The sequence below is a fragment of the Pantoea sp. ACRSB genome (assembly GCF_022346905.1).
Taxonomy (GTDB): Bacteria; Pseudomonadota; Gammaproteobacteria; order Enterobacterales; family Enterobacteriaceae; genus Pantoea; species Pantoea piersonii.
The window spans coordinates 601594-627769 of sequence record NZ_JAKRNL010000002.1 but is presented as its reverse complement, the minus strand read 5'-3'; the positions used below and the strand labels follow the sequence as shown (position 1 = coordinate 627769).

The 26176-nt window shown below is 51.2% G+C and carries 38 protein-coding genes and 1 pseudogene; 34 read left to right on the top strand and 5 right to left on the bottom strand.

All coding sequences use genetic code 11. The annotated features are described in order from the left end of the window. Nucleotides 1-4: 4 nt before the first annotated feature. From MHZ89_RS09235 to MHZ89_RS09225, 3 genes are all read right to left on the bottom strand, one after another. A complete protein-coding gene (locus MHZ89_RS09235) occupies nt 5-163 on the bottom strand; it encodes a DUF1317 family protein (protein WP_311782740.1) in 159 nt (52 codons plus the stop codon). A 398-nt stretch (nt 164-561) separates the two neighbouring features. Then, a complete protein-coding gene (locus MHZ89_RS09230; RefSeq protein WP_311782739.1) occupies nt 562-717 on the bottom strand; it encodes a hypothetical protein in 156 nt (51 codons plus the stop codon). A 168-nt stretch (nt 718-885) separates the two neighbouring features. After that, entirely contained in the window at nt 886-1602 is a 717-nt protein-coding gene (locus tag MHZ89_RS09225; protein WP_311782738.1) for a helix-turn-helix transcriptional regulator, read from the bottom strand. Between the two features lie 71 nt (nt 1603-1673). On the opposite strand from MHZ89_RS09225, the gene MHZ89_RS09220 reads away from it, so the two are divergent. The 7 genes from MHZ89_RS09220 (at nt 1674) to MHZ89_RS09190 (ending at nt 5585) form a co-directional block, all read left to right on the top strand. Beyond that, on the top strand, nt 1674-1913 hold the full coding sequence (locus tag MHZ89_RS09220) for a YdaS family helix-turn-helix protein (RefSeq protein WP_096073332.1): 240 nt from the start codon (nt 1674-1676) through the stop codon (nt 1911-1913). Nucleotides 1914-1963: 50 nt separating this feature from the next. Next, nucleotides 1964-2428: a YmfL family putative regulatory protein gene (locus MHZ89_RS09215; RefSeq protein WP_271153150.1), complete on the top strand. Its 465-nt coding sequence runs from the start codon at nt 1964-1966 to the stop codon at nt 2426-2428. Between the two features lie 245 nt (nt 2429-2673). Further along, on the top strand, nt 2674-2856 hold the full coding sequence (locus tag MHZ89_RS09210; protein ID WP_311782737.1) for a DUF4222 domain-containing protein: 183 nt from the start codon (nt 2674-2676) through the stop codon (nt 2854-2856). Continuing rightward, nucleotides 2846-3730, top strand: coding sequence for a helix-turn-helix domain-containing protein (locus MHZ89_RS09205; RefSeq protein ID WP_311782736.1), 885 nt, complete (start codon nt 2846-2848; stop codon nt 3728-3730). Before MHZ89_RS09210 ends, MHZ89_RS09205 begins: the two co-directional genes overlap by 11 nt. Nucleotides 3731-3745: 15 nt before the next feature. Then, nucleotides 3746-4144 carry a PerC family transcriptional regulator gene (locus tag MHZ89_RS09200; RefSeq protein WP_311782735.1) on the top strand — a complete coding sequence of 133 codons (399 nt, stop codon included), beginning with the start codon at nt 3746-3748 and terminating at the stop codon, nt 4142-4144. Further along, entirely contained in the window at nt 4144-4266 is a 123-nt protein-coding gene (locus tag MHZ89_RS09195) for a hypothetical protein (protein WP_311782734.1), read from the top strand. The genes MHZ89_RS09200 and MHZ89_RS09195 overlap by 1 nt, the downstream gene beginning before the upstream one ends. Next, nucleotides 4263-5585, top strand: coding sequence for a chromosome partitioning protein ParB (locus tag MHZ89_RS09190; protein ID WP_311782733.1), 1323 nt, complete (start codon nt 4263-4265; stop codon nt 5583-5585). Before MHZ89_RS09195 ends, MHZ89_RS09190 begins: the two co-directional genes overlap by 4 nt. 535 nt (nt 5586-6120) lie before the next feature. On the opposite strand, the gene MHZ89_RS09185 is transcribed toward MHZ89_RS09190, so the two are convergent. Further along, entirely contained in the window at nt 6121-6480 is a 360-nt protein-coding gene (locus tag MHZ89_RS09185; RefSeq protein WP_311782732.1) for a hypothetical protein, read from the bottom strand. Between the two features lie 618 nt (nt 6481-7098). On the opposite strand from MHZ89_RS09185, the pseudogene MHZ89_RS09180 reads away from it, so the two are divergent. The 8 genes and pseudogenes from MHZ89_RS09180 to MHZ89_RS09145 form a co-directional block, all read left to right on the top strand. Continuing rightward, nucleotides 7099-7419: pseudogene (locus tag MHZ89_RS09180) on the top strand (ORF6N domain-containing protein); the annotation flags it as partial. Further along, on the top strand, nt 7420-7980 hold the full coding sequence (locus MHZ89_RS09175) for a hypothetical protein (protein ID WP_311783018.1): 561 nt from the start codon (nt 7420-7422) through the stop codon (nt 7978-7980). A 2-nt stretch (nt 7981-7982) separates the two neighbouring features. Then, the gene (locus MHZ89_RS09170; RefSeq protein WP_311782731.1) at nt 7983-8243 is read left to right on the top strand and encodes a hypothetical protein; all 261 of its coding nucleotides are present in this window, start codon (nt 7983-7985) and stop codon (nt 8241-8243) included. Then, nucleotides 8240-9256 carry a DUF968 domain-containing protein gene (locus MHZ89_RS09165; RefSeq protein WP_311782730.1) on the top strand — a complete coding sequence of 339 codons (1017 nt, stop codon included), beginning with the start codon at nt 8240-8242 and terminating at the stop codon, nt 9254-9256. The genes MHZ89_RS09170 and MHZ89_RS09165 overlap by 4 nt, the downstream gene beginning before the upstream one ends. A 21-nt stretch (nt 9257-9277) precedes the next feature. Next, nucleotides 9278-10090 (top strand): antitermination protein, encoded by an 813-nt coding sequence (locus tag MHZ89_RS09160; RefSeq protein WP_311782729.1) that lies wholly within the window; start codon nt 9278-9280, stop codon nt 10088-10090. 598 nt (nt 10091-10688) lie between these two features. Beyond that, nucleotides 10689-10940, top strand: a complete 252-nt coding sequence (locus MHZ89_RS09155) for a phage holin (protein ID WP_081140236.1) — start codon at nt 10689-10691, stop codon at nt 10938-10940. Between the two features lie 2 nt (nt 10941-10942). Next, complete coding sequence (locus MHZ89_RS09150) at nt 10943-11446, top strand: lysozyme (protein WP_311782728.1); 504 nt, start codon at nt 10943-10945, stop codon at nt 11444-11446. Beyond that, entirely contained in the window at nt 11436-11879 is a 444-nt protein-coding gene (locus tag MHZ89_RS09145; RefSeq protein WP_311782727.1) for a lysis protein, read from the top strand. Before MHZ89_RS09150 ends, MHZ89_RS09145 begins: the two co-directional genes overlap by 11 nt. Nucleotides 11880-11889: 10 nt before the next feature. On the opposite strand, the gene MHZ89_RS09140 is transcribed toward MHZ89_RS09145, so the two are convergent. Beyond that, on the bottom strand, nt 11890-12552 hold the full coding sequence (locus MHZ89_RS09140; RefSeq protein ID WP_311782726.1) for a DUF4145 domain-containing protein: 663 nt from the start codon (nt 12550-12552) through the stop codon (nt 11890-11892). Nucleotides 12553-12687: 135 nt separating this feature from the next. Here MHZ89_RS09140 and MHZ89_RS09135 point away from each other — a divergent pair, with 135 nt between their 5' ends. From MHZ89_RS09135 to MHZ89_RS09045, 19 genes are all read left to right on the top strand, one after another. After that, nucleotides 12688-12978 carry an HNH endonuclease signature motif containing protein gene (locus tag MHZ89_RS09135; RefSeq protein ID WP_311782725.1) on the top strand — a complete coding sequence of 97 codons (291 nt, stop codon included), beginning with the start codon at nt 12688-12690 and terminating at the stop codon, nt 12976-12978. 12 nt (nt 12979-12990) lie between these two features. Then, nucleotides 12991-13200: a serine acetyltransferase gene (locus MHZ89_RS09130; protein WP_311782724.1), complete on the top strand. Its 210-nt coding sequence runs from the start codon at nt 12991-12993 to the stop codon at nt 13198-13200. Between the two features lie 182 nt (nt 13201-13382). Next, a complete protein-coding gene (locus MHZ89_RS09125; RefSeq protein ID WP_271153002.1) occupies nt 13383-13817 on the top strand; it encodes a hypothetical protein in 435 nt (144 codons plus the stop codon). 11 nt (nt 13818-13828) lie between these two features. Then, nucleotides 13829-15361, top strand: coding sequence for a terminase TerL endonuclease subunit (locus MHZ89_RS09120; protein ID WP_311782723.1), 1533 nt, complete (start codon nt 13829-13831; stop codon nt 15359-15361). A 1-nt stretch (nt 15362) separates the two neighbouring features. Further along, nucleotides 15363-16640 (top strand): phage portal protein, encoded by a 1278-nt coding sequence (locus MHZ89_RS09115; protein WP_271153004.1) that lies wholly within the window; start codon nt 15363-15365, stop codon nt 16638-16640. 17 nt (nt 16641-16657) lie between these two features. Next, nucleotides 16658-17326: an HK97 family phage prohead protease gene (locus MHZ89_RS09110; RefSeq protein WP_311782722.1), complete on the top strand. Its 669-nt coding sequence runs from the start codon at nt 16658-16660 to the stop codon at nt 17324-17326. Nucleotides 17327-17337: 11 nt separating this feature from the next. After that, nucleotides 17338-18501, top strand: coding sequence for a phage major capsid protein (locus MHZ89_RS09105; RefSeq protein ID WP_271153006.1), 1164 nt, complete (start codon nt 17338-17340; stop codon nt 18499-18501). 37 nt (nt 18502-18538) lie between these two features. Further along, entirely contained in the window at nt 18539-18772 is a 234-nt protein-coding gene (locus MHZ89_RS09100; protein WP_271153007.1) for a hypothetical protein, read from the top strand. Next, entirely contained in the window at nt 18720-19046 is a 327-nt protein-coding gene (locus tag MHZ89_RS09095; RefSeq protein WP_311782721.1) for a head-tail connector protein, read from the top strand. Before MHZ89_RS09100 ends, MHZ89_RS09095 begins: the two co-directional genes overlap by 53 nt. A gap of 60 nt (nt 19047-19106) precedes the next feature. Next, a complete protein-coding gene (locus MHZ89_RS09090) occupies nt 19107-19328 on the top strand; it encodes a hypothetical protein (protein ID WP_311782720.1) in 222 nt (73 codons plus the stop codon). Between the two features lie 5 nt (nt 19329-19333). Beyond that, nucleotides 19334-19666, top strand: coding sequence for a phage head closure protein (locus MHZ89_RS09085; RefSeq protein ID WP_311782719.1), 333 nt, complete (start codon nt 19334-19336; stop codon nt 19664-19666). Continuing rightward, nucleotides 19659-20144, top strand: a complete 486-nt coding sequence (locus MHZ89_RS09080; RefSeq protein ID WP_311782718.1) for an HK97-gp10 family putative phage morphogenesis protein — start codon at nt 19659-19661, stop codon at nt 20142-20144. The genes MHZ89_RS09085 and MHZ89_RS09080 overlap by 8 nt, the downstream gene beginning before the upstream one ends. Next, complete coding sequence (locus MHZ89_RS09075; RefSeq protein WP_311782717.1) at nt 20141-20506, top strand: DUF3168 domain-containing protein; 366 nt, start codon at nt 20141-20143, stop codon at nt 20504-20506. The genes MHZ89_RS09080 and MHZ89_RS09075 overlap by 4 nt, the downstream gene beginning before the upstream one ends. Before the next feature lie 55 nt (nt 20507-20561). Further along, nucleotides 20562-21065: a phage tail tube protein gene (locus MHZ89_RS09070; protein ID WP_311782716.1), complete on the top strand. Its 504-nt coding sequence runs from the start codon at nt 20562-20564 to the stop codon at nt 21063-21065. 40 nt (nt 21066-21105) lie between these two features. After that, nucleotides 21106-21591 (top strand): phage tail assembly chaperone family protein, TAC, encoded by a 486-nt coding sequence (locus tag MHZ89_RS09065; RefSeq protein WP_311782715.1) that lies wholly within the window; start codon nt 21106-21108, stop codon nt 21589-21591. Nucleotides 21592-21787: 196 nt separating this feature from the next. After that, nucleotides 21788-24310: a phage tail tape measure protein gene (locus tag MHZ89_RS09060; protein ID WP_311782714.1), complete on the top strand. Its 2523-nt coding sequence runs from the start codon at nt 21788-21790 to the stop codon at nt 24308-24310. Between the two features lie 2 nt (nt 24311-24312). Continuing rightward, complete coding sequence (locus MHZ89_RS09055; RefSeq protein ID WP_311782713.1) at nt 24313-24651, top strand: phage tail protein; 339 nt, start codon at nt 24313-24315, stop codon at nt 24649-24651. After that, nucleotides 24648-25403 carry a phage minor tail protein L gene (locus MHZ89_RS09050; protein ID WP_311782712.1) on the top strand — a complete coding sequence of 252 codons (756 nt, stop codon included), beginning with the start codon at nt 24648-24650 and terminating at the stop codon, nt 25401-25403. The genes MHZ89_RS09055 and MHZ89_RS09050 overlap by 4 nt, the downstream gene beginning before the upstream one ends. Nucleotide 25404: 1 nt before the next feature. Further along, nucleotides 25405-26115, top strand: a complete 711-nt coding sequence (locus MHZ89_RS09045; RefSeq protein WP_311782711.1) for a C40 family peptidase — start codon at nt 25405-25407, stop codon at nt 26113-26115. The last annotated feature ends 61 nt before the right edge of the window (nt 26116-26176 follow it).

Genomic DNA, 26176 nt, shown 5'->3' with positions numbered 1-26176 from the left:
CGCCTCAGTGGATGGTGATGTTGCGGTTCATTTCCTCAGCCATGCGCTGAGCTTTAATCGGGTTCTTAACCAATTCACCATCCGGGGCGATCCAACCACCGAAAATTTTGGAGTACGGGAAAATGATTATCCCGACTTTGATATCGTCATCTGGCTTCTGCATATGTTCTCCACACGATTTTTGATTGCATGAATCCCTTGCCAGTGACGGCAATAAAAAACTGAGGGATTCGCTTAAATGGCTGGTGGGTTACTGCAATAACCCACAGCCTGATTTCTCCACACCGAAAGAGGGTTGCGGTGCCGGGTGCCTCCCGGTGCTCCGGCCGAACTGGCAAACTCCAGAGCGGTGACTTCTAGACTCATAGCATCGCACGATAGTTACGATGCCAGTTCTCCGCGTGCGCTAGCCGCATTCACCACAACGAGGAGGGCATTCACTCGGCGTCTCTAAGCGTTCGAAAACACCCGCTTTGCAAACGCCCTTTTCGTTGTGAAAAAGAGGGCGGTTTAATCAGAATGGGTTACTGAAGAAACCGCCAAACAACACACCGCCATCCATCAAAAAACCGGCTTCACTGCCGGGCTATCGACACAGCACTCCAACAACACGATCCCGCCGTCACCATCGCAAACCAGCTCGGCATCCGGGAACAGGTACAGAAAGGTGATCAGGTCCCAAAATTTAGTGTTAGCCATCTGCTTCGCGATGTTCATTTGTTCAACTCAGGTAGTAAAGCTTGTGAGTTGAATATAGCTACTTTAAGTAGAGAAAATCAACTACAAAAAGTAGAAAATATTGGCGGCATGGTACATTGCCACGCATCTAATTGATATTTAGGCATAAAAAAACCGGCTTACGCCGGTTTAGTGAATAACTTTGGATTAGCCGAAGTCAATAAGCTTGAGTGGTAAGCATCTTATAAGCTTCCCGAAGATGAAAAGGTCAGACATTTCATGCTCTTCGATAAAAAACGGGGGATATTTCTCGTTATCGGACAGCACTGCCAGCTTGCGGCCTTTTACTTTTTGTAGTCGCTTCACGAAGGTCGAGTCTTCAAAGTTGAACACATACACCCCATCGCCATTGAAGTGATCGACACTTCTATCAACAAATAGCAAATCTTTGGGATTTAATGTCGGCATCATACTGTCGCCATCAACATTTATTAGCTCGATACCATCCAGTGTTCGACGTCCAAAAAGTTCATAGATGCGAGGTTCTGGTATCTCAATAGAGCTTATAACAGTGGGGAACGGCTGATTGATATAACCATGTCCTGCAGATGCATGCAGGTCTAACTGCTTGATTCTGACGGTTCCTTTTTCAGGCCTGTCACTGTCATCCGTTACCCCATAGTCAAGATAAGCTGGAGACACTGAAAGCCTTTCGGCAATTCTCATCATCTTCTCATCTCTTGGTTTTGCTGTACCAAGCGTGTAGCGCCGCGCCATCTCATACGAGACGCCACTAAGTTCTGAAAGTTCTTTTACTCCAAAATCCATGTTCTGGAGCGACTTATTAAGCCTGTCGGCAAAGTCTTTGTATTTAGCTTCTTCCACCATAAGTGGAAGATTAAGCGCACAAAGCATAGTTGTCATTTCTATTTTAAGTTGTATTTTTTTGCTACTTTAAGTAGTATCTAATGCATCCCATCTATGAGGGCAGTGAGATGCAGCAAAGTTTCAAAAATGTCAGCGAACAGGCAGTAAGGGCTGTTGGTTCTATGTCAGAGGTTTCTCGCCGTTTTGGCTTCAGTTCAGTCCAGTCCGTTGCTAACTGGATATCTAAAGACCGGGTTCCACCTGAACGAGTGATAAAGCTTTGCCAGTGGGGAGGTTGGTCTGTCACTCCACATCAGCTTCGACCTGACATTTACCCAAATGCTAAAGACGGCATGCCGGGTAAGTAAGCAGGATAAAACAGCATCACTTTCAACATAACTACCAAAGGAAAAACATGATGGTAGACATCAAAGAGACAGTAAAAGCGATGTGCAAAGCCTATGCGGGCGGTCGTTCTGCCATGGCTGGCGCGCTGGGCATGACCCTGACGCAGTTCAACAACAACCTGTATGAGAAAAACGGCTGCCGTTTCTTCGAGCATCACGAGCTGGAAGCGATGGAGGACCTGTCAGGCACTAACTACCTGGCTGAATATTTTGCAGCACGCCGTGGCGCAATGCTGGTGGACATTCCGAAGTTTGAAGAGTTGGACATGGTTGAGCTTTTTAACAAGTCCGTCAGAACTGCGGCGCAGCGCGGGCACGTAGACCAGATTATCGATCAGGCAGTTGCAGATGGCGTGATTGATGAGGAGGAAGCACAGGAAATCATGATTCACCACCGCAAACATCTGGCGGCGCGTGATGAAGAAGTGCGTTCGATTATCACGGCATTCAGCCGTAAGAAGGCCTTAAAAAAGTGACGCCCGGAGGTTGCAGCCCCCAGGCGTCGGAGCGATCAAATCAGCATGGTGTGGAGAAATAATCGCATGTCCATTGTAAGCCAGAACAGACCAACAGGGCAATTTCGTTGCCGTTTAATTGCCGGCATTTGCTGGTATGAGCAGATCATACGCGTCGCTGGTGGTGCCAACAACTACCAGGAGACGTCGCGCCGGGTAGTCGAAGCGGCATGGTCAGAGTTTTACCGTAAGCCGGAGACCGAAGAATGCGTGAAGTTAACCGGCGTTTCAAAGACAAGCGCGGCGTTGTCGTCCGTGTCGTTAGGTGGGAGCCAGAAACAAACCGCGTTATCTACTTGCGCGACAACTACGAGCATGGCGAATGCTTCAGCCCACTTGACCAGTTTCAGCGCTATTTCAGGGAAGTAGAGGGCACTAATGAGCGTTAAATTAACTTCCTTTGTTTGGGACGGCTGCGCTTCCTCAGGGATGAAGATCACGATGGTGGCCATTATGGCCCGCCTTGCGGATTTCTCCAGTGATGAAGGCGTTTGCTGGCCATCCATAGCGACCATTGCTCGTCAGATCGGCGCCGGGCCGAGCACTGTTAGAACCGCAATCCGCAAGTTGGAGAGTGAAGGCTGGCTGACCAGTACATCAAGACGCAAAGGCAATCGAAACACATCAAACATGTATCAGCTGAACGTCAAAAAGCTGCGCGAGGCCGCTATTACTCAACTGTCAGATTCTGACGCGTCAGAATCTGACGCATCAAAATCCGGTGCATCGAATTTTGACGCATCAAAATTTGACCCGTCAGAATCCAGCAAAAATACCTGTTTTCACCCGCCAGAATCTGGCGACGATCCGTCAGTAAATTCAAAACAAGAACCATCAGATAAAAAACCTATTGGTCGACTCGCTTCGCCAGCCGACCTTCATCAAGCAAAAATTGGCTACGAGGATGTTGTTAATGCCTATCACAACATGCTTCCCGAAATGCCAAAAGTCGTCGAAATGACCATTGGTCGTCGCGACAAGCTGCGCACCTTCTGGCGTAAATTCGACTTTACCCAAGAGCGTTGGGTGGCGTATCTGCGCTACATCGCGAAGAACTGCCGCTGGATGTGCGAGAACCGCGCGGACAACGCGTCAGGCCGTACATGGCGCAAAAAGAACTTCGACTACCTGATCACCGAACGCTGCTACCTGTCGGTCAAGGAAGAGCGCGCGAACGACTTACCCAAAGCTGGTGGGCAGCGTGACATTACTGTCGTGCCGTCTGCTGATTACGCCATTCCTGATGGCTTCCGTGGCGCTTAAACAGGAGACGCGACGATGAATACTGAGCAAATGATTCTGGCGTACCTGAAAGAGCATCCGGGCCTGACGGCTTCCGAACTGGCTAAGGGGATGAAGGCGAACGTGCGGACTGTGCGCGAAGCGGGGAAAACACTGGTGACGATGGGTGAAGTCTACCTTGACATGAAATTTCGCTATTACCTGGTTGAAGAGGCTACGGCTGTTGACGCCGAATACTCGCGCCTGAGCAAGCTGGCTATGTCTTTACAGGCTCGCAACTGCTGGAGCCGCGCGGCAACCGTCTGGCTAAACGCGATGGATGCCACAGCTAAGCCTCGATTCCGTGACCAGGCTGTAGCGCGCCGTCGTATGTGCATGCAGAAGGCCAAAGCCTTAAGGCCGAAGCCGAGCGCAGACGCGTGGGGTGGAATCTGATGAAAGCCCATGTACTGCGCCACTTTGAGCGCAACGTAATTTTTTACCAAAGCATTCGCACTGCGGCCCTGATGATCGCCGCGCTGATCGTTACCCTGGCTTGGGAGCTGGCAAACAAATGACTAACTTAGCAAGAATTTACGACAACAAAGCGAAGACAGAAACCAACATCACAACCCGCAAAACCTACCTGCTGGGCGTCGATGAGCTGTATGTCGAAAGTGGTTACAACATTCGGGAGATTGACCAGACCCACGTCGAAGAATTCCGCGACGCCTTTATCGCTGGTGAGCATGTGCCTCCGCTCGCTGTGCAGGTCACTGAGCAGGGCATTAAGATCATCGACGGCCATCACCGTTATCACGGTGCGAAGCTGGCTAAAGAGGCTGGTTATGACATCCGTCTGGAGTGCAAAGACTTTGTGGGCAGCGAAGCAGACCGCATCGCCTTCATGGTCACAAGCAGCCAGGGCCGCGCGCTGGAACCTCTGGAGCGTGCAGCAGCCTATCAGCGCATGATGAATCAGGGCATGGAACCGGCGGAAATTGCGAAGAAGGTGAAGCGCTCGATTGCTGACGTAGAACATCACCTGCAGCTGCTGACCTCCGGTGACGAGTTAATCGCTATGGTGAAAAACAAAGAGTTGGCCGCGACTACCGCCGTAGCGCTGGTGCGCGAGCATGGTGTGAAAGCCGGGAGCGTAGCAAAAACGCAGCTGGAGAAGGCGAAGGCGACTGGCAAGAAGAAGCTGACCAAAGCCGATGCAATGCCGCAATTCAGCGCCGCACGTGCCCGCCGTCTGGTAGAGCTGCTTTGTGATGCTCAGAACGGCGAAACCGATGAAGGGCACACGGTACTTTTTATCGACCAGAGTTGCGTTGAAGAAGTTATGTCAATCATCGCCGAATACCGCTCAGGCATTCCTGTTAACGCGTCGCAGCCTGCCGTAAACGCTGATAGCCAGTATGACGAAAACATGCCGCTGACCCGCGCCGGTATCATTGAGCAAAGCGGTGTTGAAGTATGGGCCTGCGCAGCTGCGATGTTTGGCGACAAGGATATTTACCCGTTTAATGAATCGCGCTTCGCCCATACCTGGGCGGCAGACTCGTTTGATAACCCTACGGTAGTTGTTGTGCCCGCTGAGATCATTGCCAAAGCGCAGCGCCTGAAGCAGAAGAAGCTGGAGAACGCGGAGCTGAAAGCATGGGTTTCTGCTCAGTATCCTGACCTGGACGATGCGCAGGTAATGGAGAAGTTCAACCGCTTCAGCTCAGTAGCGATAGAGACCCGTCTTAATACGGAAATGACCATGGCAGAGTTTATCGCCCTGGTGGAGCGTGCCGATAAGGCAACATGGGAAAACATCCGCATGCTCCGCGCCGCTGTCGCCGAACTGGCGGGACAGATGACGATCCCAGATATGGGAGAAACTGGATAAAGTTAATTCTGCCTTTTCCGATAATGTACGATTAGTGATAGTTTTCCAGTCTGCATTTTAGAAATTAGCGCCTTCGGGCGCTTTCATGTTAAAACAAAGGAACTCAAAATTTTGGTTTCTTTGTAGAGGGGGAATGATGTACTGGTTTTAATGTTTTCTTGCCTTTGCTTAATGAAATCGAAGCGTCGCAATATACATATGGAAAATGCGTTTCATCGTTTGCGAAATGTTTCGATTCATCTTGGCAGAAGGCACAATGTTCTAGCGATGAGAATTTCCTAACCGCTAATGAAAATGCCTGATTCGGTGTGTAAAAACTACCAATAAAGGTACGGCAATCTGAAGCGGGCAAATGCTTGCAGTCTTCGCAATGTAAAAGGAGGTTGTTTGACCTGTCCTTGCCAACGTAGTATTTCAATGGTTTTAACATATAATCACCTGATTGCTGTGTGAGTCTTTATAAATTTCAAAGATAAAATAACTATATTAATATTGTTTTGGCTGCAGAAGCGAGTATTTTGAAATCGTTTTACATTTATAATTTAGTGTATTTAATGATATTAAAGTCGGAGCATCTTACTTCAGCCTCATATTCACTTTGACCTTGAGAGCGAATCAAAGTGAAAGGGACGATGACCCTTGTGCCTTGTTTACCAATCGTTTCATTATGGAAGAGGATGGAATCAAGCGTAATAAATTCCTCTCCAAATAAGCTTTTATCATGCCTGGCTAATAAGTCTCTTTCGACATTAGATACTGCATTGCTTGTATTTATAGTTGCACATGAACTAATTTCATTAATTGCGCTTTGCTTTTTCGAGTAAGCGTTAATACCCCCTAAAAGAAAAAAAGCACCCAGTACTGCTAAAGCTCCAACCTTCAAGTCCTGACTCATATTAAAGTTCCCTCTGTTAATATGTGGCTATTTTCAAGCATGACTCAAGATTAAACAAATATTTTTTTCACAGAACATATGCTCTAAGCTAAAGTGATAAAATTAAAAAAATAGCGATAAGCTGGAATTGATGATTTTTACATTTCCATTTTTAGATACATGTGAAATAAACTAACAGTTAATAAATCAAAAAAATTGAACCTAGCGTGCAATGTTCTTCAGTGTGATTGCTTGATCCTTTGAATTTCCGTTAGTTAAAGCCTTCATTAGTTAATATTTAATTTTTTTTAGTTTAGCAAGAATGGTACTAGTTGAGTTAAAATACACACGTTGCATAATATTATGTATTCAAAAATTCAGCACTTTTTGGTAAGTGGCTCGGTCAGGTAACCCTTGTTTTGAAGAATGAGCGTCTTGATTAAGGTATAGCCTTGTTGCCTTAGGACGTTGGCTTCGCATATAAAAATCGGTGAATACACTTAAGTCGTGAAATTTATTTTTGAGCCGTTATGATGGATAAGCCGGTAGACGTTTGCAGACGCTACCGGCAAAGGTTGGTCCCGTTCATTTGCAGATGAGGGGGCGGGGCCGGATTAAAACAGGTGTGGAGAAGAAAATATGCCGAATCAGATACTGGGCGCAGCTGCGTCTGGCGTTAATCCCGTTGTTATCTCTTCGAACGCTTCAGTCAGCGTTCCCGTTCTCATGTACCGCGATCAGCGGGTAATCATGACAGAGCTGCTGGCCAGAGGCTATGGCACTGACGAAGCCAACGTTCGTAAAAACCTTTCTCGCAACGCTGGCCGTTTCTTAGAGGGCATCCATATATTCACTGTAGAGGGCGATGATCTCCGCGATTTGCGAGTGACTAATAGTCACGCACAAATTTCATCCAAAGCCAGAAGCCTGACGTTATGGACTGAGAAGGGCGCGGCGCGGATGTCCAAAATTGTGGATACCGACGAAGCCTGGACATTCTTTGAGAGACTGGAAGAGAGCTACTTTCACCTGCGAGATGTTCACGGCGTGATGCTGCCAGACATGAACGACCCGATTAAGCTGGCGCGCGCGTGGGCTGATGCCATGGAGGCGAAACAGCAGGCTGAAGTGCTTACCCATCGACAGGCGCAGTATATCGATCACCTTGAGAACCTGTTTAGCGATGGGCTTTCCCCTGTCCAGTTCTGCAAACGTCTGAATGGCGTTAACGTCAGCAAGGTAAGCGCGTTCCTGCAGGACTCCAACTGGCTCTATGACGACAACCCTAACGGGAACCATGTGCAGTGGCGTGTTCGCTCGCAGGCGCGCGATAAATACCTCACAGAGAAGAGTAGCCAGATTAACCCGTCATCGGCGGCCAGCTTCATCACTCATCAGCCTGTTCTGCTGCGTGAAGGCGCAGTGTGGCTTTATCGCCGCTACCTCAAAGGCCAGCTGCCAATGAAGCAGTCATGGAATGGCGAATACACTCACGATAAAGAACTGGCGGGAGGTAACTAAGCATGGCGGCACAAAATAAAGTAACAACTTTTGGGTGCTCATCGACGCATCGCATTAAAAAAAGGTCACACACGAGCCTAAGTGCAGAGCAGTTCCTTGCGCTTGATGAGACTAAGAAATATATAGCGGACAACCCAGACTCTTACAGTCAGACTAATGATGGCATTTTCATTTCTCCAGAGCTTACTCTGAGATATCTTCATTTAACTGGAGACAAAAAGGCCAAGAAAGCCCTTCGTAAGTCCCTGGAAGGTAATGCATGAGGGCGCTTCTTACGCCAGAAGTGGCACCGCGCACCGGGATAGTCCTGTTCAAGCCTGGCTCAGAACTGATGAGCTTGTTTCGTGGCCGCGTACTCATCAGCACGCCGACTGGTGACATGGCTGACCTGCCGTCAGGGAAAATCAACGATGGCAATCAGCCCTTGCTGGATGAGCCGCTGCTGAATTCCTTCTTCCGTCATGAGCGTGTTATTGCCGCCGCTGGTGGCTTTCCCGATCTCACTGTCTGGGTAGGGATGATTAATGCATGCCAGTGCGATGACGGTGACGGCTTCCACTTCCACGAAATGACAACGCTCGAAACAGAACAGGCCGTGCTGTCGCTCTGCTACCATCATGACAACAAGCTGCGTAATAACGGCGTATCCGGCGAGATGGAGGAGGTTGCCGCTGCGAACGTTGCTGCGTGGATCATCCACAGCGCCTGCCTCGATATTGGCCTGCCTCTTAACCACCCTCTGACGTTGCCGGAACTGTGCTGGTGGGCATCCATCAAAGACGTAATCGACCTGATCCCCGAAGCGCCAGCACGCCGCGTTCTGAAGATGAAAGCCGAACTGGTGTCTACTGGCACGCTGAAGGATTCTCTGATTACGCCAGAGCGTCCTGGGCGGGAGGTTTTGCAAGAAGCCGGGGAGGTTGTGAAGAAGGTCATCAGCCTGGTAGCAGACCCGGAGTCGCCGGAATCGTTTATGCTTCGTCCAAAGCGTAAGCGCTGGGAAAGCGAGAAATACACCCGCTGGGTTAAGTCGCAAAAGTGCGCGTGCTGCGGTAAGCAGGCAGACGATCCGCACCACATCATTGGACACGGTCAAGGGGGAATGGGGACCAAGGCGCATGACTTATTTGTGATACCGCTTTGCAGAGCGCATCACGATGAGCTGCACCGGGATATGAGGGGGTTTGAAAGCAAATATGGCAGCCAGATTGAGCTGCTGTTCAGGTTCCTCGATCACGCGATTGCAGTCGGCGTTATCGGGGCAGATAAAAAATAAAGGGTGTGGAGAAGGATTAGCATGAAAATTGAATCGGCTTTAAAGCATTTCAGCCCGAAGACTATGAACATCAGCGACACGTCGCGTGCGACAGCATCAGAAGCGCTGACTGGAACAGACGTAATGGGTGCCTTCGGCATGTGCCAGTCAAAATCTCCGTTAGGTGTGGCTGCTGTTCTCGCAAAGGCAGGGATAGGTGAAGAGGATAAGGCGCGGGCAGTTGAATTACTGATGGAGCATGCGCGAAGAACGGTGCCAAGACTGATCGTGAAAGCTGCAGGTAAAAAGCTTCTGCCATGCCTGAAGGTAATGTGTCAGCTGGCGTTCGAGGAATATACACGGTCGGCTGCTACCGAGCATGCCTGTCCAGAATGTAACGGGCGCGGCGTAATAAATTTTTTGGCGAATGTAATGGTTCACCCTGGCTGCGGAGAGAAGACCGCAGCAAAATACCGCGTCGATACAGTAGAAGAGAAATGCGTGACATGTCACGGCAGGGGCGTTATTAGCGCGCGCTGTCGTTGTAATGGCACAGGGCGTGTGAGAGATATTGAAAAATCAAAAATGCTCGGCGCAATCGTAGAGAAAGAGTGCGATCGTTGTAGCGGCATTGGTTTTCGCAGGAGTACCGGCACTAAGGCTTTCAAAGTTATTAGCCATCATTTACCAGACCTGCATGTTCGTACATGGACCAGAAACTGGAGGCCATTCTTTGAATCGCTGGTGGTTAAACTGGAAGCTGAGGAAAGCCATGCTGACACGATCTTCAAAATAGTGACAACGCACAGCGATATTGCAGCCGCTGTTGAATTGGCAAAGCACGTAAATAAATAGATTGATTTTGTCCGAAAATGGATTAATATCTCTCTCATGGTGGGCGTACTGCATACAAAACACCACCACCCGCAAAAAGAACCCTGCCGACCGGCGGGGTTTTCTGTTTTAACTTCCACACAATACCAAAGGCGCTTACCGCTACATGCCACCAGCTTTGAGGCGTGCGCACCGTGCTGCAAACACGAAGAGCCTTTCATATTGTGGAGAGCGCAAAATCAAAAGTTACCGCTTTTGAAATTACTTGAGACAATAAATTTTCCCTGTGCCGACGGGCAGAGTAGTTACCGCGATTTGCGTCAGGGAGCCAAAAAAAAACGCTTACTGCTGGAGGACCAGAGGTAAGCGCAAAAGAAACAAGTTTCACTCTGTCAACTTTCATTAATTGACAGTTACAAGGTAATAGCCATGGTTTTATCTTTTGTACAAAAGATGCTAACCAGTTCAATTGAATAAAAAAATTCACAAAGGCTCGCTTCGGCGGGCCTTTTTCGTTTTTGCGCTCAGCCAATTAACTAAAGCTGACCCTTACCTCATGTGGCTGAGGCGCATTTTCTTCTGACTACAGACAGCACCGACCGTAATCACGGAGGTGACCATGAGTATCAACCATATGAGCAAACTAGCATCAGGAGCGGCATACGGTGCGGCAGGTTCGGCTGTAGCCAATGGCGTGCTAACGCGACTCAGCCCGGATGAATGGAGTGCGGTAGGCGTTATTGCCGGTATTGTTCTGGCCCTGATGACGTTTGCTATCAACGCGTATTTTAAGCGCAAAGTTTCTCTCGCTCAGATAAGGGCGCTGGAGCAGCGCGGCTATATCCCGTCCGATAAGCTGGGAGAGGAATAATTATGGCTATGTCAGCCAGCTTGCGTAACAAACTGATTGCCGCAGCGGGCGGCGGCTCCATGCTTATCGCCTCTCTCTTCATCGGTGGTAAAGACGGCGTAGAGGGACGCGTATACGATCCTTACAAAGATGTGGCTGGTGTCTGGACGGTCTGTGATGGGCATACAGGCAACGACATTATCAAAGGTAAGAAGTATACCGACCGGGAATGTGATCGCCTGCTGTGGAATGACCTGAAGCCGGTAAAGCAAACGGTTGATGGTCTGGTTAAGGTTCCGCTGAATGAATATCAACGCGCTTCGCTCTACAGCTTCACCTACAACGTAGGCTCCGGCGCGTTCTCTAAATCGACACTTCTTAAAAAGCTGAATGCGGGCGATCAGGAAGGAGCATGCGAAGAGCTTCGCCGCTGGGTCTATGCCGGAGGTATGAAATTCAGGGGCCTGATGAACCGGCGCGACATGGAGCGCTCAATGTGCCTGGCGGATGGTCCCAATGACCTTTAGCTGGCGGGCATTAATAATCGGCCTGCTGCTGGTGGCGCTCATTGTGATATGTCGGGTAGCAATTCTTTACCATGGAAAATACGTTACCGCTGACAGTCTGGCTACCGAGCGACAGCAGACGATTGACGATATGCAGGTCCGCCAGCGCGATGTTGCCGCGCTCGACGCCAAATACACGAAGGAATTAGCCGATGCTCAGGCAACTATCGACCAGCTTGAGCGTGACGTTGCTTCTGGCAAGCGCCGGTTGCAGCTCAACGCCACCTGCGCGAAGCAATCCACCTCCGGCGCCGCCAGCATGGATGATGCAGCCAGCCCCGGACTTACTGACTCCGCTGAACGGGATTATTTCACCCTCAGAAGTCGAATCGAACTCGCCGGAAAAATAATAGCTGGTTTGCAACAGTACGTTAAAGAACAATGTATTAATTAAGGATTATGATTTACTGAGTTTCGCTAACTTTTTTTGCTTCAACCATCGCAGGCAGGGTGAAGGAATAAATTAAGAAGACTTCGGTGAAGCCAATAATTTCTTCAGCTTCTTCTTTGGTAAATATTTCATCAGAGTGAACAGCGCCATTGGAATCTATACGGACTATATGCGCCCAATCTTTCATTTGTTCTGTTATAAGGTTTTGCGCGTGAAGCATAGTGATTCTCTGCACTAAAGTTTCTCTATTAGATTTATCTCCAAGCAGCTGTCTGGTGGCTATATCTAACACTTTTCGGCATATCATTACTGCTGTATCGTATCTCTGTCTTTGTAAATTGTCTTTTGATTCGATAAAGAATTCAGCTGCTCTTTTAGGAGTATTATCAGGAGCCGAGTGATGTTGGGGGCTTGGATAAATTTGGTTCAATTCATAATCGGCATGACCTGGGATGACAACATTAACAAAGCCATTTTCCTTAGATTTTGATAATGGTTTAGGGATGCCTGCTCGCCTTGATCTGACAACACAGATACCTGCTTGTTCGCAGCTTCTGCAAAAGAAGGCAACATTTGTAAACGGCCCATTGTCAATAGCTTTTTCTGCAAATGCTTCAAGCATGGCCTTTTCTCTAAGGCAGTGCGGGCAAGTAATATCAAAAGTCAAAATACCCATTATCATCTCCTAATTTATTGAAATATTATTTCTATGCGTTGTGAGGATGGTTGCTCTACAAAAGCGATAAGCAAAGAGTTTATGATAACGCATTGCTTGTTACTTGATCATTTTAATCTTAACCAGCTAAGTTTTATGGCATCCAATTCACCCTGGCACAACCTCTATAACACTAAGCGCTGGTATCGTTTGCGCTACCACCAACTGCAAAAGCAGCCGCTGTGTGAGTTTCACTTGAAGCGTAACCAAGTGGTATCAGCCTCTATCGTTGACCACGTCACACCGCACAAAGGTGATGACACACTATTTCACGATCCCGATAACCTCCAGTCACTTTGCAAACGCTGCCACGACTCAGTGAAGCAGCGCATGGAGAAGGGCGGGACGGTGACTGAGTTCGACGATGAAGGGCGCGTTATCTGGTAACAGGAGCACTGAATGAAAGACCTCAAGATTGAATACCGTGACGGAAAGTTAATTGAATTCAGCATCGACGGCATCCAGTTCAATTCGGTAACAGCTATCGGATTCAGCCATGAAGTTGGTGAGAATCTGCCATCTGTCAGCATGTCGATCCCGATCGGAATCGGCAAGACTCTGGTGCCAGCCAGCCTTTCGCGGGAAAACCTGCAGGTCATTAAGAAATAATAGCCATTCTCATCTAATGTTGCGGAATTTCACCAAAATGGTGCTATTTCATGAAAATGAGATCTATTCTCATCTGATGTGGGCGCTGGCAGGGGGGAGGGGTAAAACTCTGGCAGCAAAATCTTAAAGACCGCGCCCTCAGTCTTTTTTTTAAAAACGTCCAGAAAAAAAGGAAAAATGCGATGGCTCAGCGAGGCAGAAAATCTCTTGCCGCGACGTCGGCTGTCTCGCTGCCAGCATTGGCTGAAAGCAGGTTACAGCCGTCATTGCACCTCAGTGATCCCGAAATAAATGTCTGGGTCAGGCTCGTTAACGATAACCCGGCAAGCTCGTTTACCGAAACGCACCGCGACATGCTGGAAATGTATTGCAGGCACGTTGTGCAGGCCCGATTGCTTACCACGCAGATCGAAGATTTTGAGATGGAGTGGCTGTCCCGTGAAGACGGCCTTAAGCGATACGACAAGTTACTTACCATGCGAGAACGTGAAGTTCGTTCAGCATCCTCTCTGGCAACCCGACTAAGGATTACCCGGCAGGCAACGGCAGACCCGAAGACGGTCGGCCGCGCTAATAACAACCTCGCACGGGAGAAAAAGCCCTGGGAAATTGATTAAGGCTGTTACGGATGGCTAAAAAAATTCTGACGAGGGCGGAACGGAATATCGCCTGGTGTGAAAAGCACATCCTCATTCCTGAAGGTAAATATGTCGGTCAGCCTTTAAAAATGGCTGAGTTCATGAAAGACGACTTCAGAGCTATTTTCGACAACGAGCACGGCACGCGCCGGGCGATCATCAGCCGGGGGCGTAAAAACGCCAAAACTGTTGAAACAGCCATGTTGATGCTGCTTTATCTGGTAGGGCCGGAGGCAGCGCACAACTCGCAGCTCTATTCCGCCGCGCGCTCTCGTGATCAGGCGGCCATTCTGTTTAACCTGGCGTCGAAAATGTGCCGCATGAACCCTTCGCTCATGCAGTACGTAGCAATTAAGGACTCGGCGAAAGAAATTCACTGCCCGGATTTAGGCTCTTATTACCGCGCGCTGAGCGCCGAAGCCACCACGGCTTATGGGTTCTCGCCGCGTTTTGTGGCGCACGATGAGCTTGGGCAGGTGCGCGGACCCCGTGACCCACTGTATGAGGCGCTGGAAACTGCAACCGCAGCTCAGGATAACCCGATTTCTGTCATTATCAGCACACAGGCACCCGATGCGAGTGACCTGCTCAGCCTGCTGATTGACGATGGTCTTACCGGCGCTGACCCGCGGACGGTGGTCAGGTTGCAAACCGCGCCTGAAGATATCGACCCTTTCTCGGTTGAAGCGATAAGGCTGGCTAATCCGGCTTTTGATGTGTTCATGAACCAGAAAGAAGTGCTGGACATGGCCGCCAGCGCCAAACGCCTTCCGTCGCGCCAGGCTGAATTTGAAAACCTGGTGTTAAATCGGCGGGTTGAGGCAAAAAGTCCCTTTGTCAGCCAGACCGTCTGGCACATGAACAAAGAAGAACCTGACGATATCACCGGTAAAACGGTATGGGGCGGGCTTGACCTGTCGAGCGTATCGGACCTGACTGCGCTGATACTGACCACAGCGAAAGGTGACGTCCACAGCAAATTCTGGCTACCTGAAGAAGGCCTGGCGGATAAAGCGCGTAACGATCGGGTGCCCTATGACATCTGGGCACGGCAGGGATTTTTGAACACGACGCCAGGCAAGGCCATTGAATATGCCTTTATTGCGAGAGAACTTCGTAAAACCTTCGACACCTGCAATGTCCGGGCTATCGCCTTTGACCGCTACAACATGCGCTTCCTGCGCCCGCACCTGATTGATGCCGGTTTCACCGAGTCTGAGCTTGAACGATTCGTTGAGTTCGGGCAGGGCTTCGTATCGATGTCACCGGCCCTGCGCGAGCTGGAAACAAAACTTCTTGGCGCACAACTCAGACATGGTAATCACCCCATTCTGGAAATGTGCGCCAAAAATGCCACGGTCATTACCGACCCGGCGGGCAATCGAAAGTTTGTGAAAGGCAAGTCCAGTGGACGAATAGACGGCATGGTCGCGCTGGCGATGTCAGTCGGTGCGCAGAACAGCGATGAGGTAGAAGAACAGGGCGACGTTAACGATTTCATTTACAACTTTTTGAGCGTCTAACATGGCAGATACCGATTACAGCATTGACCTGCGAACGCGTTCGCCATTCTGGGCGCGTATGGCTTCCATCCTGACGGGTGGGCGGCTGGTATCGCCGGATAAAGGCTCGCAGATGGCGGGCACGTCAGCGCACGGCACCGTCGGCGAATCAGTCGTCACTGATGAGCGAAACATGCAGATCAGCACGGTCTGGGCCTGTATCCGGCTTATTTCGACAGTGACAGCCTCGCTGCCGCTGGATGTTTACGAAACCGTGAATGACCAGCGTCAAAAAGCGGATAACAGTAACCCACTGGCAAAGCTTCTCCGCTTCCGGCCAAATAATTTTATGACTGCGCTGGAGTTTCGCGAGGCCATGACCATGCAGTTGTGCGCCTACGGTAATGCGTATGCGCTGGTGGAGCGTAACAGCGTCGGCGATGTGATCAGCATGCTGCCGTTGATGAGCGCAAATATGGATGTCCGCCTCAGCGACAACGGCAAAAACGTTATCTATCGCTACCGTCGCGATACCGAATACGCGGATTTTAAGCCAAAAGAAATTTTTCACCTGAAGGGGTTTGGCTTTAACGGCCTGGTGGGCCTCTCGCCGCTGGCATTCAGCGCTAAATCTGCAGGTGTGGCTATTGCCATGGAAGATAACCAGCGGGAATTCTTCGCAAACGGCGCGAAATCGCCGCAGATTCTGATGACCGACGGCAAAGTGCTCACCAAAGAGCAGCGCGGTCAGCTTGAAGAAAACTTTAAAGAAATCGCTGGCGGACCGGTTCGAAAGCGCCTCTGGATACTGGAGAGCGGATTTACCACGCAACCCATCGGCGTATCACCGCAGGATGCGCAGATGCTTGAGGCGCGAAAGTTTCAGGTGGCCGAGCTGGCGCGCTTTTATGGCGTTCCGCCTCATCTGGTGGGAGACGTGGAGAAAACTACGTCATGGGGCAGCGGCATCGAACAGCAGAATCTCGGCTTTCTGCAGTACACCCTGAAGCCTTACCTCGATCGCTGGGAATACAGCATAGAACGCTGGCTGGTTAAGGAGGAAGATCAGGGACGCCTGCATGCGGAACACAACCTTGACGGACTGCTTCGCGGTGACTCAGCAAGCCGCGCCGCGTTTATGCAGGGCATGGTCAATACCGGCATTCGCACCATCAACGAAGTGCGTCGGCTGGATAATTTGCCGCCTCTTCCGGGTGGCGACGTGGCAACGCGTCAGTCACAGAACATACCCATTACCGACCTCGGCACAAACACTAAGCCCCGCACTGACGGGGCTTAATTTTTATGGGGGCTTCAATGCCTGAAATTAAGAAGACGCTGGCCTTTGACCAGTCGGAAATTAAGTTCGCGGGAGATGGCAGCCAAGGCATTTTTGAAGGTTATGCCTCGGTATTTAATAACATCGACTCAGACGGCGACATCATTTTGCCGGGCGCATTCAAAAATGTGCTGGCTAACCAGAGCCGCAAGGTAGCGATGTTTTTTAACCATCGCACCTATGAAATGCCGGTCGGGAAGTGGGAATCGCTGCAGGAGGATGAAAAGGGCCTGTATGTGCGAGGCCAGCTGACTCCGGGGCAAAGCGTTTCGGCCGATCTCAAAGCAGCAATGCAGCATGGAACTGTTGAGGGTATGTCGGTTGGCTTCTCGGTTACGAAAGATGATTACAGCGTCAGCCCTACGGGGATGATTTTCAAAAACATCTCTTATCTGCGCGAAATCAGCGTTTGCACCTTCCCGGCGAACGAGCTCGCTGGCGTGTCAGCCATGAAGAGTATCGAAACCATCAAATCAGTACGTGACGCGGAGGCCTGGCTGAGGGATTCAGTCGGGCTTTCTCGTTCTGAAGCGCAGGCGTTTATCGCCCGCGTTAAGTCCGCAGACCGAAGCGAGTTCGGTGGCGGCGACATTGACGCGCTTGCACAGCGCATAACTTCCTTTGCCGCTAACCTGCGGAATGCATAACGGAGCACTACATGTCTGAATTAGCCACCCTGGAAAAAGCGATCGAGAATTCACAGAAAGAAGTGAAACAGCTCATCGAAGAACAGCGTAAATCTATCAACGAAAACGGCAAGATTAATCAGCAGCTTCAGACTGATCTGGCAAAAGCACAGGACGAGCTGAAAGCGACCGGCACCCGCCTGTTCGATCTTGAACAGAAGCTGGCCGGTAACTCGCCGGAGCAGACCGCGCAGAAGTCCTTTGCTGAGCGTGTGTCCGAAGACCTTATCAAAGGCTGGAACGGTGACCGCGCTAAAGCGAAAGTCACCAGCTTTGACAAAGCTATTGGTTCAGGCGCGACTTCTGCTGGCGCGCTGGTTCAGCCGCAACAGAATCCGGGCATTCTGATGCCGGGGCTGCGCCGCCTGACAGTGCGTGACCTGCTGGCGCAGGGCCGTATTTCCAGTAATGCGCTGGAATATGTTCGCGAGAACGTGTTCACCAATGCCGCTGCACCAGTTGCTGAGGGCACCCTGAAGCCGGAAAGTAACATCACGTTCACCAAAGAAACGGCCAACGTGAAAACTATCGCGCATTGGATGCAGGCGTCTCGCCAGATCATGGACGATGCACCTGCGCTTCAGTCCTATATCAATTCCCGCATGATGTACGGCCTGGCGCTGGTGGAAGAAAACCAGATGCTGAACGGAGACGGCACCGGAGATAACCTGCAGGGCCTGAACGTAGTTGCTTCTGGTTACGAAACCACTCTGAACGCCACCGGCGATACCGGTGCCGATGTGCTGGCCCATGCGATCTACCAGGTGTCACTCAGCGAGTTCGAGGCGGATGGCATTATCCTCAACCCGGCTGACTGGCACCGTATCGCGCTGCTGAAGGATGCGAACGGCAATTATATCCTCGGCGGTCCGCAGGCCTTTGCGTCCAAGGTCCTCTGGGGGCTGCCGGTTGTATCGACCACGGCGCAGGCGGCGGGCAAGTTCACCGTAGGCGCTTTTGGTCTGGCTTCTCAGGTTTGGGACCGCATGGACGCCACTGTTGAGGTCAGCAACCAGGACCGCGACAACTTCGTTAAAAACATGCTGACCATTCTGTGCGAAGAGCGCCTGGCTCTGGCGCATTACCGTCCGGCTGCGATCGTTACCGGCGATATCGCTGTTTCCACTGGCGCGTAACTGAAGGGCGCGGTCAGCAATGGCCGCGTGTTCTGATATGAAAATTAAAGCCCTGCGTATGTTTTCTCATTATCACCTTGGCACCGTCTCACAGGGTGAGGTGAAGGTTGTGAAAAAAGAAATCGGCGAGGCGCTGGTGGGTATGAGCCTGGCTGAAGTTGTCGCAGATGAATCAACTGATGATTCGACCTCTAAACCCGCAAAGAAAGGGGGCAAAAGTGGAAATAAGCCCGGCGCAGATGGTGCTGATAAAGAAGCATCTGAGAGTTGATCACGACGACGAGGACGATCTGATTAAAGGCTACGCCGAATCATCAGTCGATTACGTCGAAAATTATTGTGATGGCTCGCTTGTCACTGAGCTGACGCCTACTGCTGAAGATCAAGAGCCTCCTCGGGAGGTTCTTTTTTCTCCCGGCATCTGGCAGGCAATGCTCCTTCTTATCGGTCACTACTACGCCAGTCGTGAAGCGGTCGGGGAAAGCCAGGCGGAAATTCCTTTGGGAGTGGAGGCGCTGTTGTACCGACACCGCAAGTGGCACTAATGGCTTGCTCAGGATGCCAAAAGCGCCGCGAATGGCTAAAAAAATGGATGGCGATTGCCCATGAAAGAGTTACAGGTAAGTCTGCTGGCGACGACGCTGGAAAAACTGGCCGAGAGCTTTCATCAGGTGGCCGAGGGGATGAGGGATCAGACAGCAGCAATAAATCGCCTAGCTGAATCCAATGAGACCTTGTCAGCGCTGATTTACCAGTCAATGGCTGCGGAGGATGAAGAGGATACTATGCCGCAGGCAACCTATCTCAGCGGCAAGCCAAAGGGGTAGTCATCATGCAGGCTGGAAAACTCCGTCACCGCATAACGCTTCAGAAGCCTGTAAAAACTCAGAGCCCGGCGACAGGCGCTGTTATCAACACATGGGCGGACGTGGCAACGCTATGGGCTGATGTTACCGATGTGTCAGTACGCGAGTTCGTAGCAGCCCAGGCTGGTCAGAGTGAGGTCACAGCGCGCATCACCATTCGTTACCGCGATGATGTGACCAATAAAAACCGGATCATTTACCGTGGCCGAATTTATAACATCCATGGCGTTCTGGCGGATGACAAAAGCGGGGTGGAATATCTCACCCTGCCATGTTCTCAGGGGGTAAACGATGGCTGATGGCGTTGATTTCACTCTGACCGGGCTTGATTCGCTACTGGGTAAACTGGATGAGATAAGCAACGATTTACGCCGCAAGGGGGGGCGAGCAGCGCTACGACGCGCCGGTAACGTCATTGTTAATAAGGCAAAAGCCAATGCGCAGCGCCTGGACGACCCGGCAACCGGGCGCAGCATCGCCGATAACGTTGCTATTCGCTGGAATGGCCGACTGTTTAAACAGACCGGGGATCTTGGCTTTCGCGTCGGGGTTTTGCATGGTGCGGTTCTGAAAAAACATCCTGATAAAGCTTTAAACGCACCGACGCCGCACTGGCGTCTGCTGGAATTCGGCACCGAAAATATGCGGGCTCAGCCGTTTATGCGTCCTGCTGCAGAAAGCAGTATAGGGGAGGTAGTAAACACCTTCACTCAGGAGTATGGACAGGCGATTGACCGGGCGATTGAGCGCGCCAGAAAGAAAGGGGTGTCACCATGATCGCACCAATTTTCGCCGTATGCGCAGCCAGTCAGCAGGTAAACAGCCTGATTGGCGGAGAAACGCTACGGCTGTACCCGTTCGGCATGCAGGACGATAACGTTATCTACCCCTACGTCGTATGGCAGAACGTCAGCGGCGAACCAGAAAACTATCTGGCGCAGCGGCCAGACGCTGACAGCTTTACGCTTCAGGTAGATGCCTATGCTGACACGCCAGATGAAGTTATCGCCGTGGCCGCAGCGCTTCGCGACGCTATTGAACCTCACGCTTACATAAGCCGCTGGGGGAATCAGGAGTTAGATGGCGAAACCAAACGCTACCGCTATTCATTCGACGTTGACTGGATAGTCACCCGCTGACCCAACACATTACCCACCGGCCTCGAGCCGGTTTTTTTATAACCGGAGATAACCCATGTCTGTATTGACTCAAGGCACGCAGCTTTACGTGCTCGCAAAAGGCGCGGTGAGCGAAGTGGAATGCATCACTGCGTTTTCCCCCGGCAGCAATCCGGCTGACCAGATTGAAGACACCTGTCTTTCTGAGAAAACCGATCGCACCTATAAGCGCGGCCTGCGAACGCCTGGACAGGCATCGCTGACGCTGAACGCCGATCCCAAAAATACCAGCCACATCATGCTCTATAACCTGTCCATTTCAGATGATGAAGCCGATCAGGACCTCACCTTTGCGATTGGCTGGGCTGATGGTGAAGAGGCACCTACTGCCGCTGCAAATGGCGCAGCAGGTGCTGTTGATGGTCTGGTACTTCCTGACAGTCGCACCTGGTTTGTTTTTAAGGGCTATGTGTCCGACTTCCCGTTTGATTTCGCAGCTAACACCGTTGTGTCTTCATCCGCCTCTATTCAGCGTTCCGGCGCGGCTGTATGGGTGCCAAAAGCGGCTTCTGGCTCGTAATAATATCGGGGCGCTGCCCCGAATTTTCTGAGAATAACCAATGAAACTGACTCTCGAATCACTGAAAAACGCCGGTGCTTTTACGGGCCGTCCGGTTGAAAAAGAAATCACCTGGAAGCAGGGCGATAAAGAGTTTACTGCCACAGTCTATGTTCGTCCGATGGGTTATCACACCGCTACTTCGGATGTGCTGGCAATGGGCGGGAAAGTTGACGGCGTGGCCGGGCGCATTGCGGCCTCTGTCTGCGATGAGCACGGCAAGCCCGTGTTTACCCCGGCAGATATTACCGGTGAAGCCGATCAGGATCGTGGCGCGCTGGATGGCGCTCTTACTGTTGCGCTGCTGGTTGCCATTCAGGAAGTTAATGACCTGGGAAAGAGTACGAGCTCAGCGCCGAAGACGAGTTCTGGTGCGAACTCGTCCTCAACGGAATCGGCGGACGCACAATCGCAGAAGCGCGGGAAGCGATCAGCCTCAAAGAGTTCCAGCTCTGGGCAAAATACCGGGAAAAATACGGCAGCCTGAACCCGATGATGAGTTTCGAATGGGGATCGGGTATTGTGGCCAGCACAATCGCAAACGTGAACCGCGACCCCAAAAGCCCGCCTTTCAGCCCAACCGATTTCACTCTTCATTTTACTAAAGTTACTGCTGCCAACGAGCCTGTCTCTCTTGAGGAGGCGATGAGCAGCTGGGTATAACTGCCGCCAACGGAGAGTTTATGGCTTCCAAATCACTGGGGACGCTGACAATTGACCTCGTCGCCAAAGTGGGCGGTTTTACGTCAGGTATGGATAAAGCGCAGCGCGCTTCTGACAAGTGGGCAAAGCAGGTACAGAAAGACGCTGCGACCACGTCAGCCGCCATACTGTCCGTGGGCGGAGCGCTGCAGGCGGCTGCGCTCACCGCTGGCACCGCCGGGTTTGCACTCCTGAAAACGACTGCCGATCAGGTAAATTCTACTGACCAGTGGGCAAAGTCACTGAAGATGTCCACGCAGGAGCTATTGGCCTGGCAGTTTGCAGCTGAAAAAGCCGGGGTCGCTGGCGACAACATGGCTGACATCTTCAAAGACCTCAGCGACAAAATTGGTGATGCCGTCCTGAATAAATCAGGCGAGGCGGTTGATGCCCTGAACGCGCTGGGCCTATCCGCAGAAAAACTGTCAAAGGTCTCGCCGGATAAGCAGATGCTGGCTATTGGCGAGGCGTTAGGGAAAATCAGCACTAACGCCGCCAAGGTCAATATTCTGGAGAGCCTTGGCAATGACCTGTCGAAGTTGCTACCGCTTTTCGATAATAACAATGCAAAGCTGAACCAGTTTATTCAGCTGGCGAAAGACTATGGCGTTGCACCTGACCCGCAGTCTATCGATGACCTGGTAAAGGTAAACAGCCTGTTTCAGGACATGGAGGCGCAGGTCAAAGGCCTGAAGATGGAAATTGCGGCTGGTCTCGCGCACGTAGACCTGAGCCCGCTGAATAATTCTCTCTCCGAAATTCACAATGTGTTGACCGATCCGGCCGTTCTTCAGGGACTGGCCGATCTGGTAAGCGAAGTTGCCCAACTGGCTGGATGGCTTATCAAAGCTGCTGCCGGGGCGGGGCAACTTGCCACTTCATCCGGTAACCGCATGGCGGCTATGGGCAACCGGATTGATATGAACAACCCGGACCAGATTCAGGCCAGAATTGACTGGCTGAATAAAACTCAGGAAGGACGCTCTGGCGGCATGTACGGGGGAAGTCAGACTTTTCTGGGCTGGCTTTCAGGGAAAGACGACAGCGTTAAAGCCGTGTCGGATGAGATCGCTACCCTTAACAGCCGCCTGACTGAGCTGAAAAAGAAATCAAAGGCTCTGGACATTCCGTCTAGCGTCACTCCAGGCACCGTATCTTCTCTTGTTAGTTTTGGTCTTGCCCCCGGCGAAACCAACGGAAAGCCCACCAAGCCCAAAAAAGATACCGAAGCTGCAAAAATAGAGTCGGCCTTCAAGGCAACTGAGCGCAGCTACATGCGTCAGATTGAGCTTATCGACACGACTGGCAAGAAAGTAACGATTGTTACCGAGCAGCAAAAGCTTCAGTTCGATATTGCGGACGGCAAGCTGCAGGGCCTCAACGAAACGCAGAAGAAGCGACTTGAATATCTGGCGCAGGAAGTTGACCGCCTTAACGCGGTTAAAAAAGCCAACGAGGAAAATGCCAAAGTGGCGGCGTTCGTTGCCAATCTGCAGGCGCAGAACAGTAATGCGCAATCCTCGCTCAATATTGACGTTCAGGGGGCCGGGCTCGGTGATAAAGCGCGCCAGCGCATGAAAGAGCGGCTGAACATTGAGCGCGAATACCTCGATCAGCAACGTGACCTGCAAACACAGTATCAGTCCGGCGACATCACCAGATCGGTATATGACCGTGAAACGCAAGCTCTGCGGGACGCGCAGGCAGAGCGACTGCGCATTCAAGAGAACTATTATCAACAGCTGGATTCCCTCCAGGCTGACTGGGTAGCAGGTGCCCAGGATGGATTTGCTGACTGGTTTGATGAAATCAGCGACGTGTCAGGAACCGTTTCCGATGGCGTTGAATCTTCCCTAGATGGCGTTTTCAGTAACGTTACGTCAATGCTTGAAGGCAACAAGGTTAGCTGGAAATCATGGGGAATCTCGGTTCTGCAGATCATTGAGAAGGTCGCGCTTCAGATGGCGGTGGTCAGTGCGATGGGAGGTGGCTCATCATCAGGAGGAATATTTAGCACCCTCGCATCAGGTATCGCTGGCTACTTTGGCGGCAGCAGCAGCGCAGCAGCATCCAGCTCAAGCGCATTTTCATCCGGCGCATACAACAACCTGACGTTAAACGCGAATGGTGGCGTATATGATTCTCACGACCTGAGTCAGTACAGCGGTTCTGTTGTCAGCTCTCCAACGTTGTTCGCGTTTGCCAAAGGCGCAGGATTAATGGGTGAAGCTGGACCGGAAGCGATCATGCCCCTGACGCGAGCTGCTGATGGCTCGCTTGGCGTACGGGCGCTGGGTACCGGTAATGCAGCACCATCAGGCAGTGGGGCACCACAGGTTTATATCACTATCGACAGCAACGGCAATACGTCCACACAGTCATCTTCAGGATGGGAGCAGTTTGGTTCAGAAATCGGGAACTTTGTGGACCAGCGTTATAAGAAAAACATGATGCGTGATATCCGGCCTGGGGGAGATATCTGGAATGCGATGAAAGGACGTTAATTATGGCAATTGAAGTATTTACCTGGTGCGCCCGTATAAATGCTGCTGGTGAAGCAAAATTCAGTACCAGAAAAGTACAGTTTGGCGATGGTTATACGCAGGTATCAGGTAATGGTATTAACCCACGTACGCAGAGCTGGGATCTAACTTTTACCGGCAATGAAACGATGATCAGAGCGATAAAACAATTCCTCGACAACCATCAGGGCGTTCGATCCTTTCAGTGGCAACCTCCGCTGGAAGAGGTAGGCCTTTACCGCTGCGATAATTATAAGCCGGTAGCGTTGGGAGCCGGTTTATTTGAACTAACCGCAACTTTTGAGCAGGCGTTTAAACCATGAGTCTGAGCAGCGATTATCAGAAGCTGGAGCCGGGTAACGTTGTGCGGCTTTATGAAGTGGATGGTACCGCCTTCGGAACGGGCGAAGTGCTACGTTTTCACTCCTATAACATCCCTCACACCGAGGCGGAAATAATTTCTGCTGATGGAGATGAATCCAAATTGCCGGCTAAATCTATCTGGTGGCAGGGCAAGGAGTATTCAGCCTGGCCTTGCAAGATCGAGGGGATGGAGTCCTCAACTACCGGCAGTGCCTCACAGCCGAAACTGACCGTAGCAAACCTAGATGGCTCCATCACCGCGCTCTGCCTGGCATATGACGACATGCTTCAGGCAAAAGTATCTATTCACGACACGCTGGCGAAGTATCTTGATGCGCGAAACTTCGAAGGTGGTAATTCGTCCGCCGATCCGACGCAGGAAAAGCTGAAAGTATTCTATATCGACAGCAAAAGCACGGAAACAAAGACCCAGGTGGAATTCACACTCAGCAGCCCAATGGACCTGCAGGGGCTGATGATACCGACACGCCAGCTTCACTCTCTTTGCACGTGGTGCATTCGCGGGAAATATCGCTCAGGTGATGGGTGTGATTATGCTGGCACGCGGTACTTCGACAAATTCAACAATCCTGTGGACGATCCATCACTGGATGAATGCAGCGGAACTTTGACTGGTTGCAAGCTGCGATTCGGTGAAAACGAAGAGCTTTCGTTCGGAGGTTTCCCCGGCACGTCACTCATTCGGAGTTGATATGCGGCAAAAAACAATTGCGGCTCTGTTAGCGCACGCAGAGTCCGAGTATCCGCGCGAATGTTGTGGCGTTGTGGCGCAGAAAAGCCGCGTTGAACGTTATTTCCCATGCCGAAATCTGGCATCTGAGCCAGCAGAGCAATTTCACCTGTCTCCAGAGGATTATGCAGCGGCGGAGGAATGGGGCACGGTCATTGCCATTGCTCACAGCCATCCCGACGCTACAACACGTCCAAGCCCGCTTGACGAAGCCATGTGTGACGCCAGCGGCGTACCGTGGCATATAGTCAGTTGGCCGGAGGGCGATCTCCGTACTATTCAGCCGCGCGATGAGCTGCCACTTATTGGCCGGCCGTTTGTGCTCGGACACAGTGACTGCTGGGGGCTGGTTATGAGTTATTTCCGGCAAGAGCACGGCATTGAGCTTCAGGATTATCGTGTTGATTATCCGTGGTGGGAAGACGATCACACCGACAATTTTTATCATGACTGCTGGTATGAATGTGGCTTCCGGGAATTTACCGGGCCGCCGCAGGAAGGCGACCTGATCATCATGCAGGTACAGTCGAACAAGTGGAATCATGCTGGCGTGCTGCTGGAAGGCAACATGATGCTTCATCACCTTTTTGGCCGCGTCAGTAACCGCATCCCCTACGGTGGTTACTGGCAAGAAAGGACCATGAAAGTGCTCAGGCACAAAGATTGTTTCTGACGAGTGTGGACTTGAAGCACCTTTCGCCTACTCCATGCTAGGATCTAGTCCACTATTACTT

Bases quoted from the DNA above. Each gene is read 5' to 3' on its own strand.
- MHZ89_RS09085 (WP_311782719.1), top strand. From the start codon at position 19,334: ATGCAGGCTGGAAAACTCCGTCACCGCATAACGCTTCAGAAGCCTGTA.
- MHZ89_RS09175 (WP_311783018.1), top strand. From the start codon at position 7,420: ATGTCCAAAATTGTGGATACCGACGAAGCCTGGACATTCTTTGAGAGA.
- MHZ89_RS09125 (WP_271153002.1), top strand. From the start codon at position 13,383: ATGGCTCAGCGAGGCAGAAAATCTCTTGCCGCGACGTCGGCTGTCTCG.
- MHZ89_RS09215 (WP_271153150.1), top strand. From the start codon at position 1,964: ATGGTAGACATCAAAGAGACAGTAAAAGCGATGTGCAAAGCCTATGCG.
- MHZ89_RS09130 (WP_311782724.1), top strand. From the start codon at position 12,991: ATGAAAGACCTCAAGATTGAATACCGTGACGGAAAGTTAATTGAATTC.
- MHZ89_RS09135 (WP_311782725.1), top strand. From the start codon at position 12,688: ATGGCATCCAATTCACCCTGGCACAACCTCTATAACACTAAGCGCTGG.
- MHZ89_RS09120 (WP_311782723.1), top strand. From the start codon at position 13,829: ATGGCTAAAAAAATTCTGACGAGGGCGGAACGGAATATCGCCTGGTGT.
- MHZ89_RS09065 (WP_311782715.1), top strand. From the start codon at position 21,106: ATGAAACTGACTCTCGAATCACTGAAAAACGCCGGTGCTTTTACGGGC.
- MHZ89_RS09170 (WP_311782731.1), top strand. From the start codon at position 7,983: ATGGCGGCACAAAATAAAGTAACAACTTTTGGGTGCTCATCGACGCAT.
- MHZ89_RS09220 (WP_096073332.1), top strand. From the start codon at position 1,674: ATGCAGCAAAGTTTCAAAAATGTCAGCGAACAGGCAGTAAGGGCTGTT.
- MHZ89_RS09075 (WP_311782717.1), top strand. From the start codon at position 20,141: ATGATCGCACCAATTTTCGCCGTATGCGCAGCCAGTCAGCAGGTAAAC.
- MHZ89_RS09230 (WP_311782739.1), bottom strand. From the start codon at position 717: ATGAACATCGCGAAGCAGATGGCTAACACTAAATTTTGGGACCTGATC.
- MHZ89_RS09050 (WP_311782712.1), top strand. From the start codon at position 24,648: ATGAGTCTGAGCAGCGATTATCAGAAGCTGGAGCCGGGTAACGTTGTG.
- MHZ89_RS09225 (WP_311782738.1), bottom strand. From the start codon at position 1,602: ATGACAACTATGCTTTGTGCGCTTAATCTTCCACTTATGGTGGAAGAA.
- MHZ89_RS09080 (WP_311782718.1), top strand. From the start codon at position 19,659: ATGGCTGATGGCGTTGATTTCACTCTGACCGGGCTTGATTCGCTACTG.
- MHZ89_RS09100 (WP_271153007.1), top strand. From the start codon at position 18,539: ATGAAAATTAAAGCCCTGCGTATGTTTTCTCATTATCACCTTGGCACC.
- MHZ89_RS09105 (WP_271153006.1), top strand. From the start codon at position 17,338: ATGTCTGAATTAGCCACCCTGGAAAAAGCGATCGAGAATTCACAGAAA.
- MHZ89_RS09055 (WP_311782713.1), top strand. From the start codon at position 24,313: ATGGCAATTGAAGTATTTACCTGGTGCGCCCGTATAAATGCTGCTGGT.
- MHZ89_RS09210 (WP_311782737.1), top strand. From the start codon at position 2,674: ATGCGTGAAGTTAACCGGCGTTTCAAAGACAAGCGCGGCGTTGTCGTC.
- MHZ89_RS09110 (WP_311782722.1), top strand. From the start codon at position 16,658: ATGCCTGAAATTAAGAAGACGCTGGCCTTTGACCAGTCGGAAATTAAG.
- MHZ89_RS09115 (WP_271153004.1), top strand. From the start codon at position 15,363: ATGGCAGATACCGATTACAGCATTGACCTGCGAACGCGTTCGCCATTC.
- MHZ89_RS09190 (WP_311782733.1), top strand. From the start codon at position 4,263: ATGACTAACTTAGCAAGAATTTACGACAACAAAGCGAAGACAGAAACC.
- MHZ89_RS09145 (WP_311782727.1), top strand. From the start codon at position 11,436: ATGACCTTTAGCTGGCGGGCATTAATAATCGGCCTGCTGCTGGTGGCG.
- MHZ89_RS09235 (WP_311782740.1), bottom strand. From the start codon at position 163: ATGCAGAAGCCAGATGACGATATCAAAGTCGGGATAATCATTTTCCCG.
- MHZ89_RS09195 (WP_311782734.1), top strand. From the start codon at position 4,144: ATGAAAGCCCATGTACTGCGCCACTTTGAGCGCAACGTAATTTTTTAC.
- MHZ89_RS09070 (WP_311782716.1), top strand. From the start codon at position 20,562: ATGTCTGTATTGACTCAAGGCACGCAGCTTTACGTGCTCGCAAAAGGC.
- MHZ89_RS09060 (WP_311782714.1), top strand. From the start codon at position 21,788: ATGGCTTCCAAATCACTGGGGACGCTGACAATTGACCTCGTCGCCAAA.
- MHZ89_RS09045 (WP_311782711.1), top strand. From the start codon at position 25,405: ATGCGGCAAAAAACAATTGCGGCTCTGTTAGCGCACGCAGAGTCCGAG.
- MHZ89_RS09140 (WP_311782726.1), bottom strand. From the start codon at position 12,552: ATGGGTATTTTGACTTTTGATATTACTTGCCCGCACTGCCTTAGAGAA.
- MHZ89_RS09185 (WP_311782732.1), bottom strand. From the start codon at position 6,480: ATGAGTCAGGACTTGAAGGTTGGAGCTTTAGCAGTACTGGGTGCTTTT.
- MHZ89_RS09090 (WP_311782720.1), top strand. From the start codon at position 19,107: ATGAAAGAGTTACAGGTAAGTCTGCTGGCGACGACGCTGGAAAAACTG.
- MHZ89_RS09160 (WP_311782729.1), top strand. From the start codon at position 9,278: ATGAAAATTGAATCGGCTTTAAAGCATTTCAGCCCGAAGACTATGAAC.
- MHZ89_RS09200 (WP_311782735.1), top strand. From the start codon at position 3,746: ATGAATACTGAGCAAATGATTCTGGCGTACCTGAAAGAGCATCCGGGC.
- MHZ89_RS09205 (WP_311782736.1), top strand. From the start codon at position 2,846: ATGAGCGTTAAATTAACTTCCTTTGTTTGGGACGGCTGCGCTTCCTCA.
- MHZ89_RS09165 (WP_311782730.1), top strand. From the start codon at position 8,240: ATGAGGGCGCTTCTTACGCCAGAAGTGGCACCGCGCACCGGGATAGTC.
- MHZ89_RS09155 (WP_081140236.1), top strand. From the start codon at position 10,689: ATGAGTATCAACCATATGAGCAAACTAGCATCAGGAGCGGCATACGGT.
- MHZ89_RS09150 (WP_311782728.1), top strand. From the start codon at position 10,943: ATGGCTATGTCAGCCAGCTTGCGTAACAAACTGATTGCCGCAGCGGGC.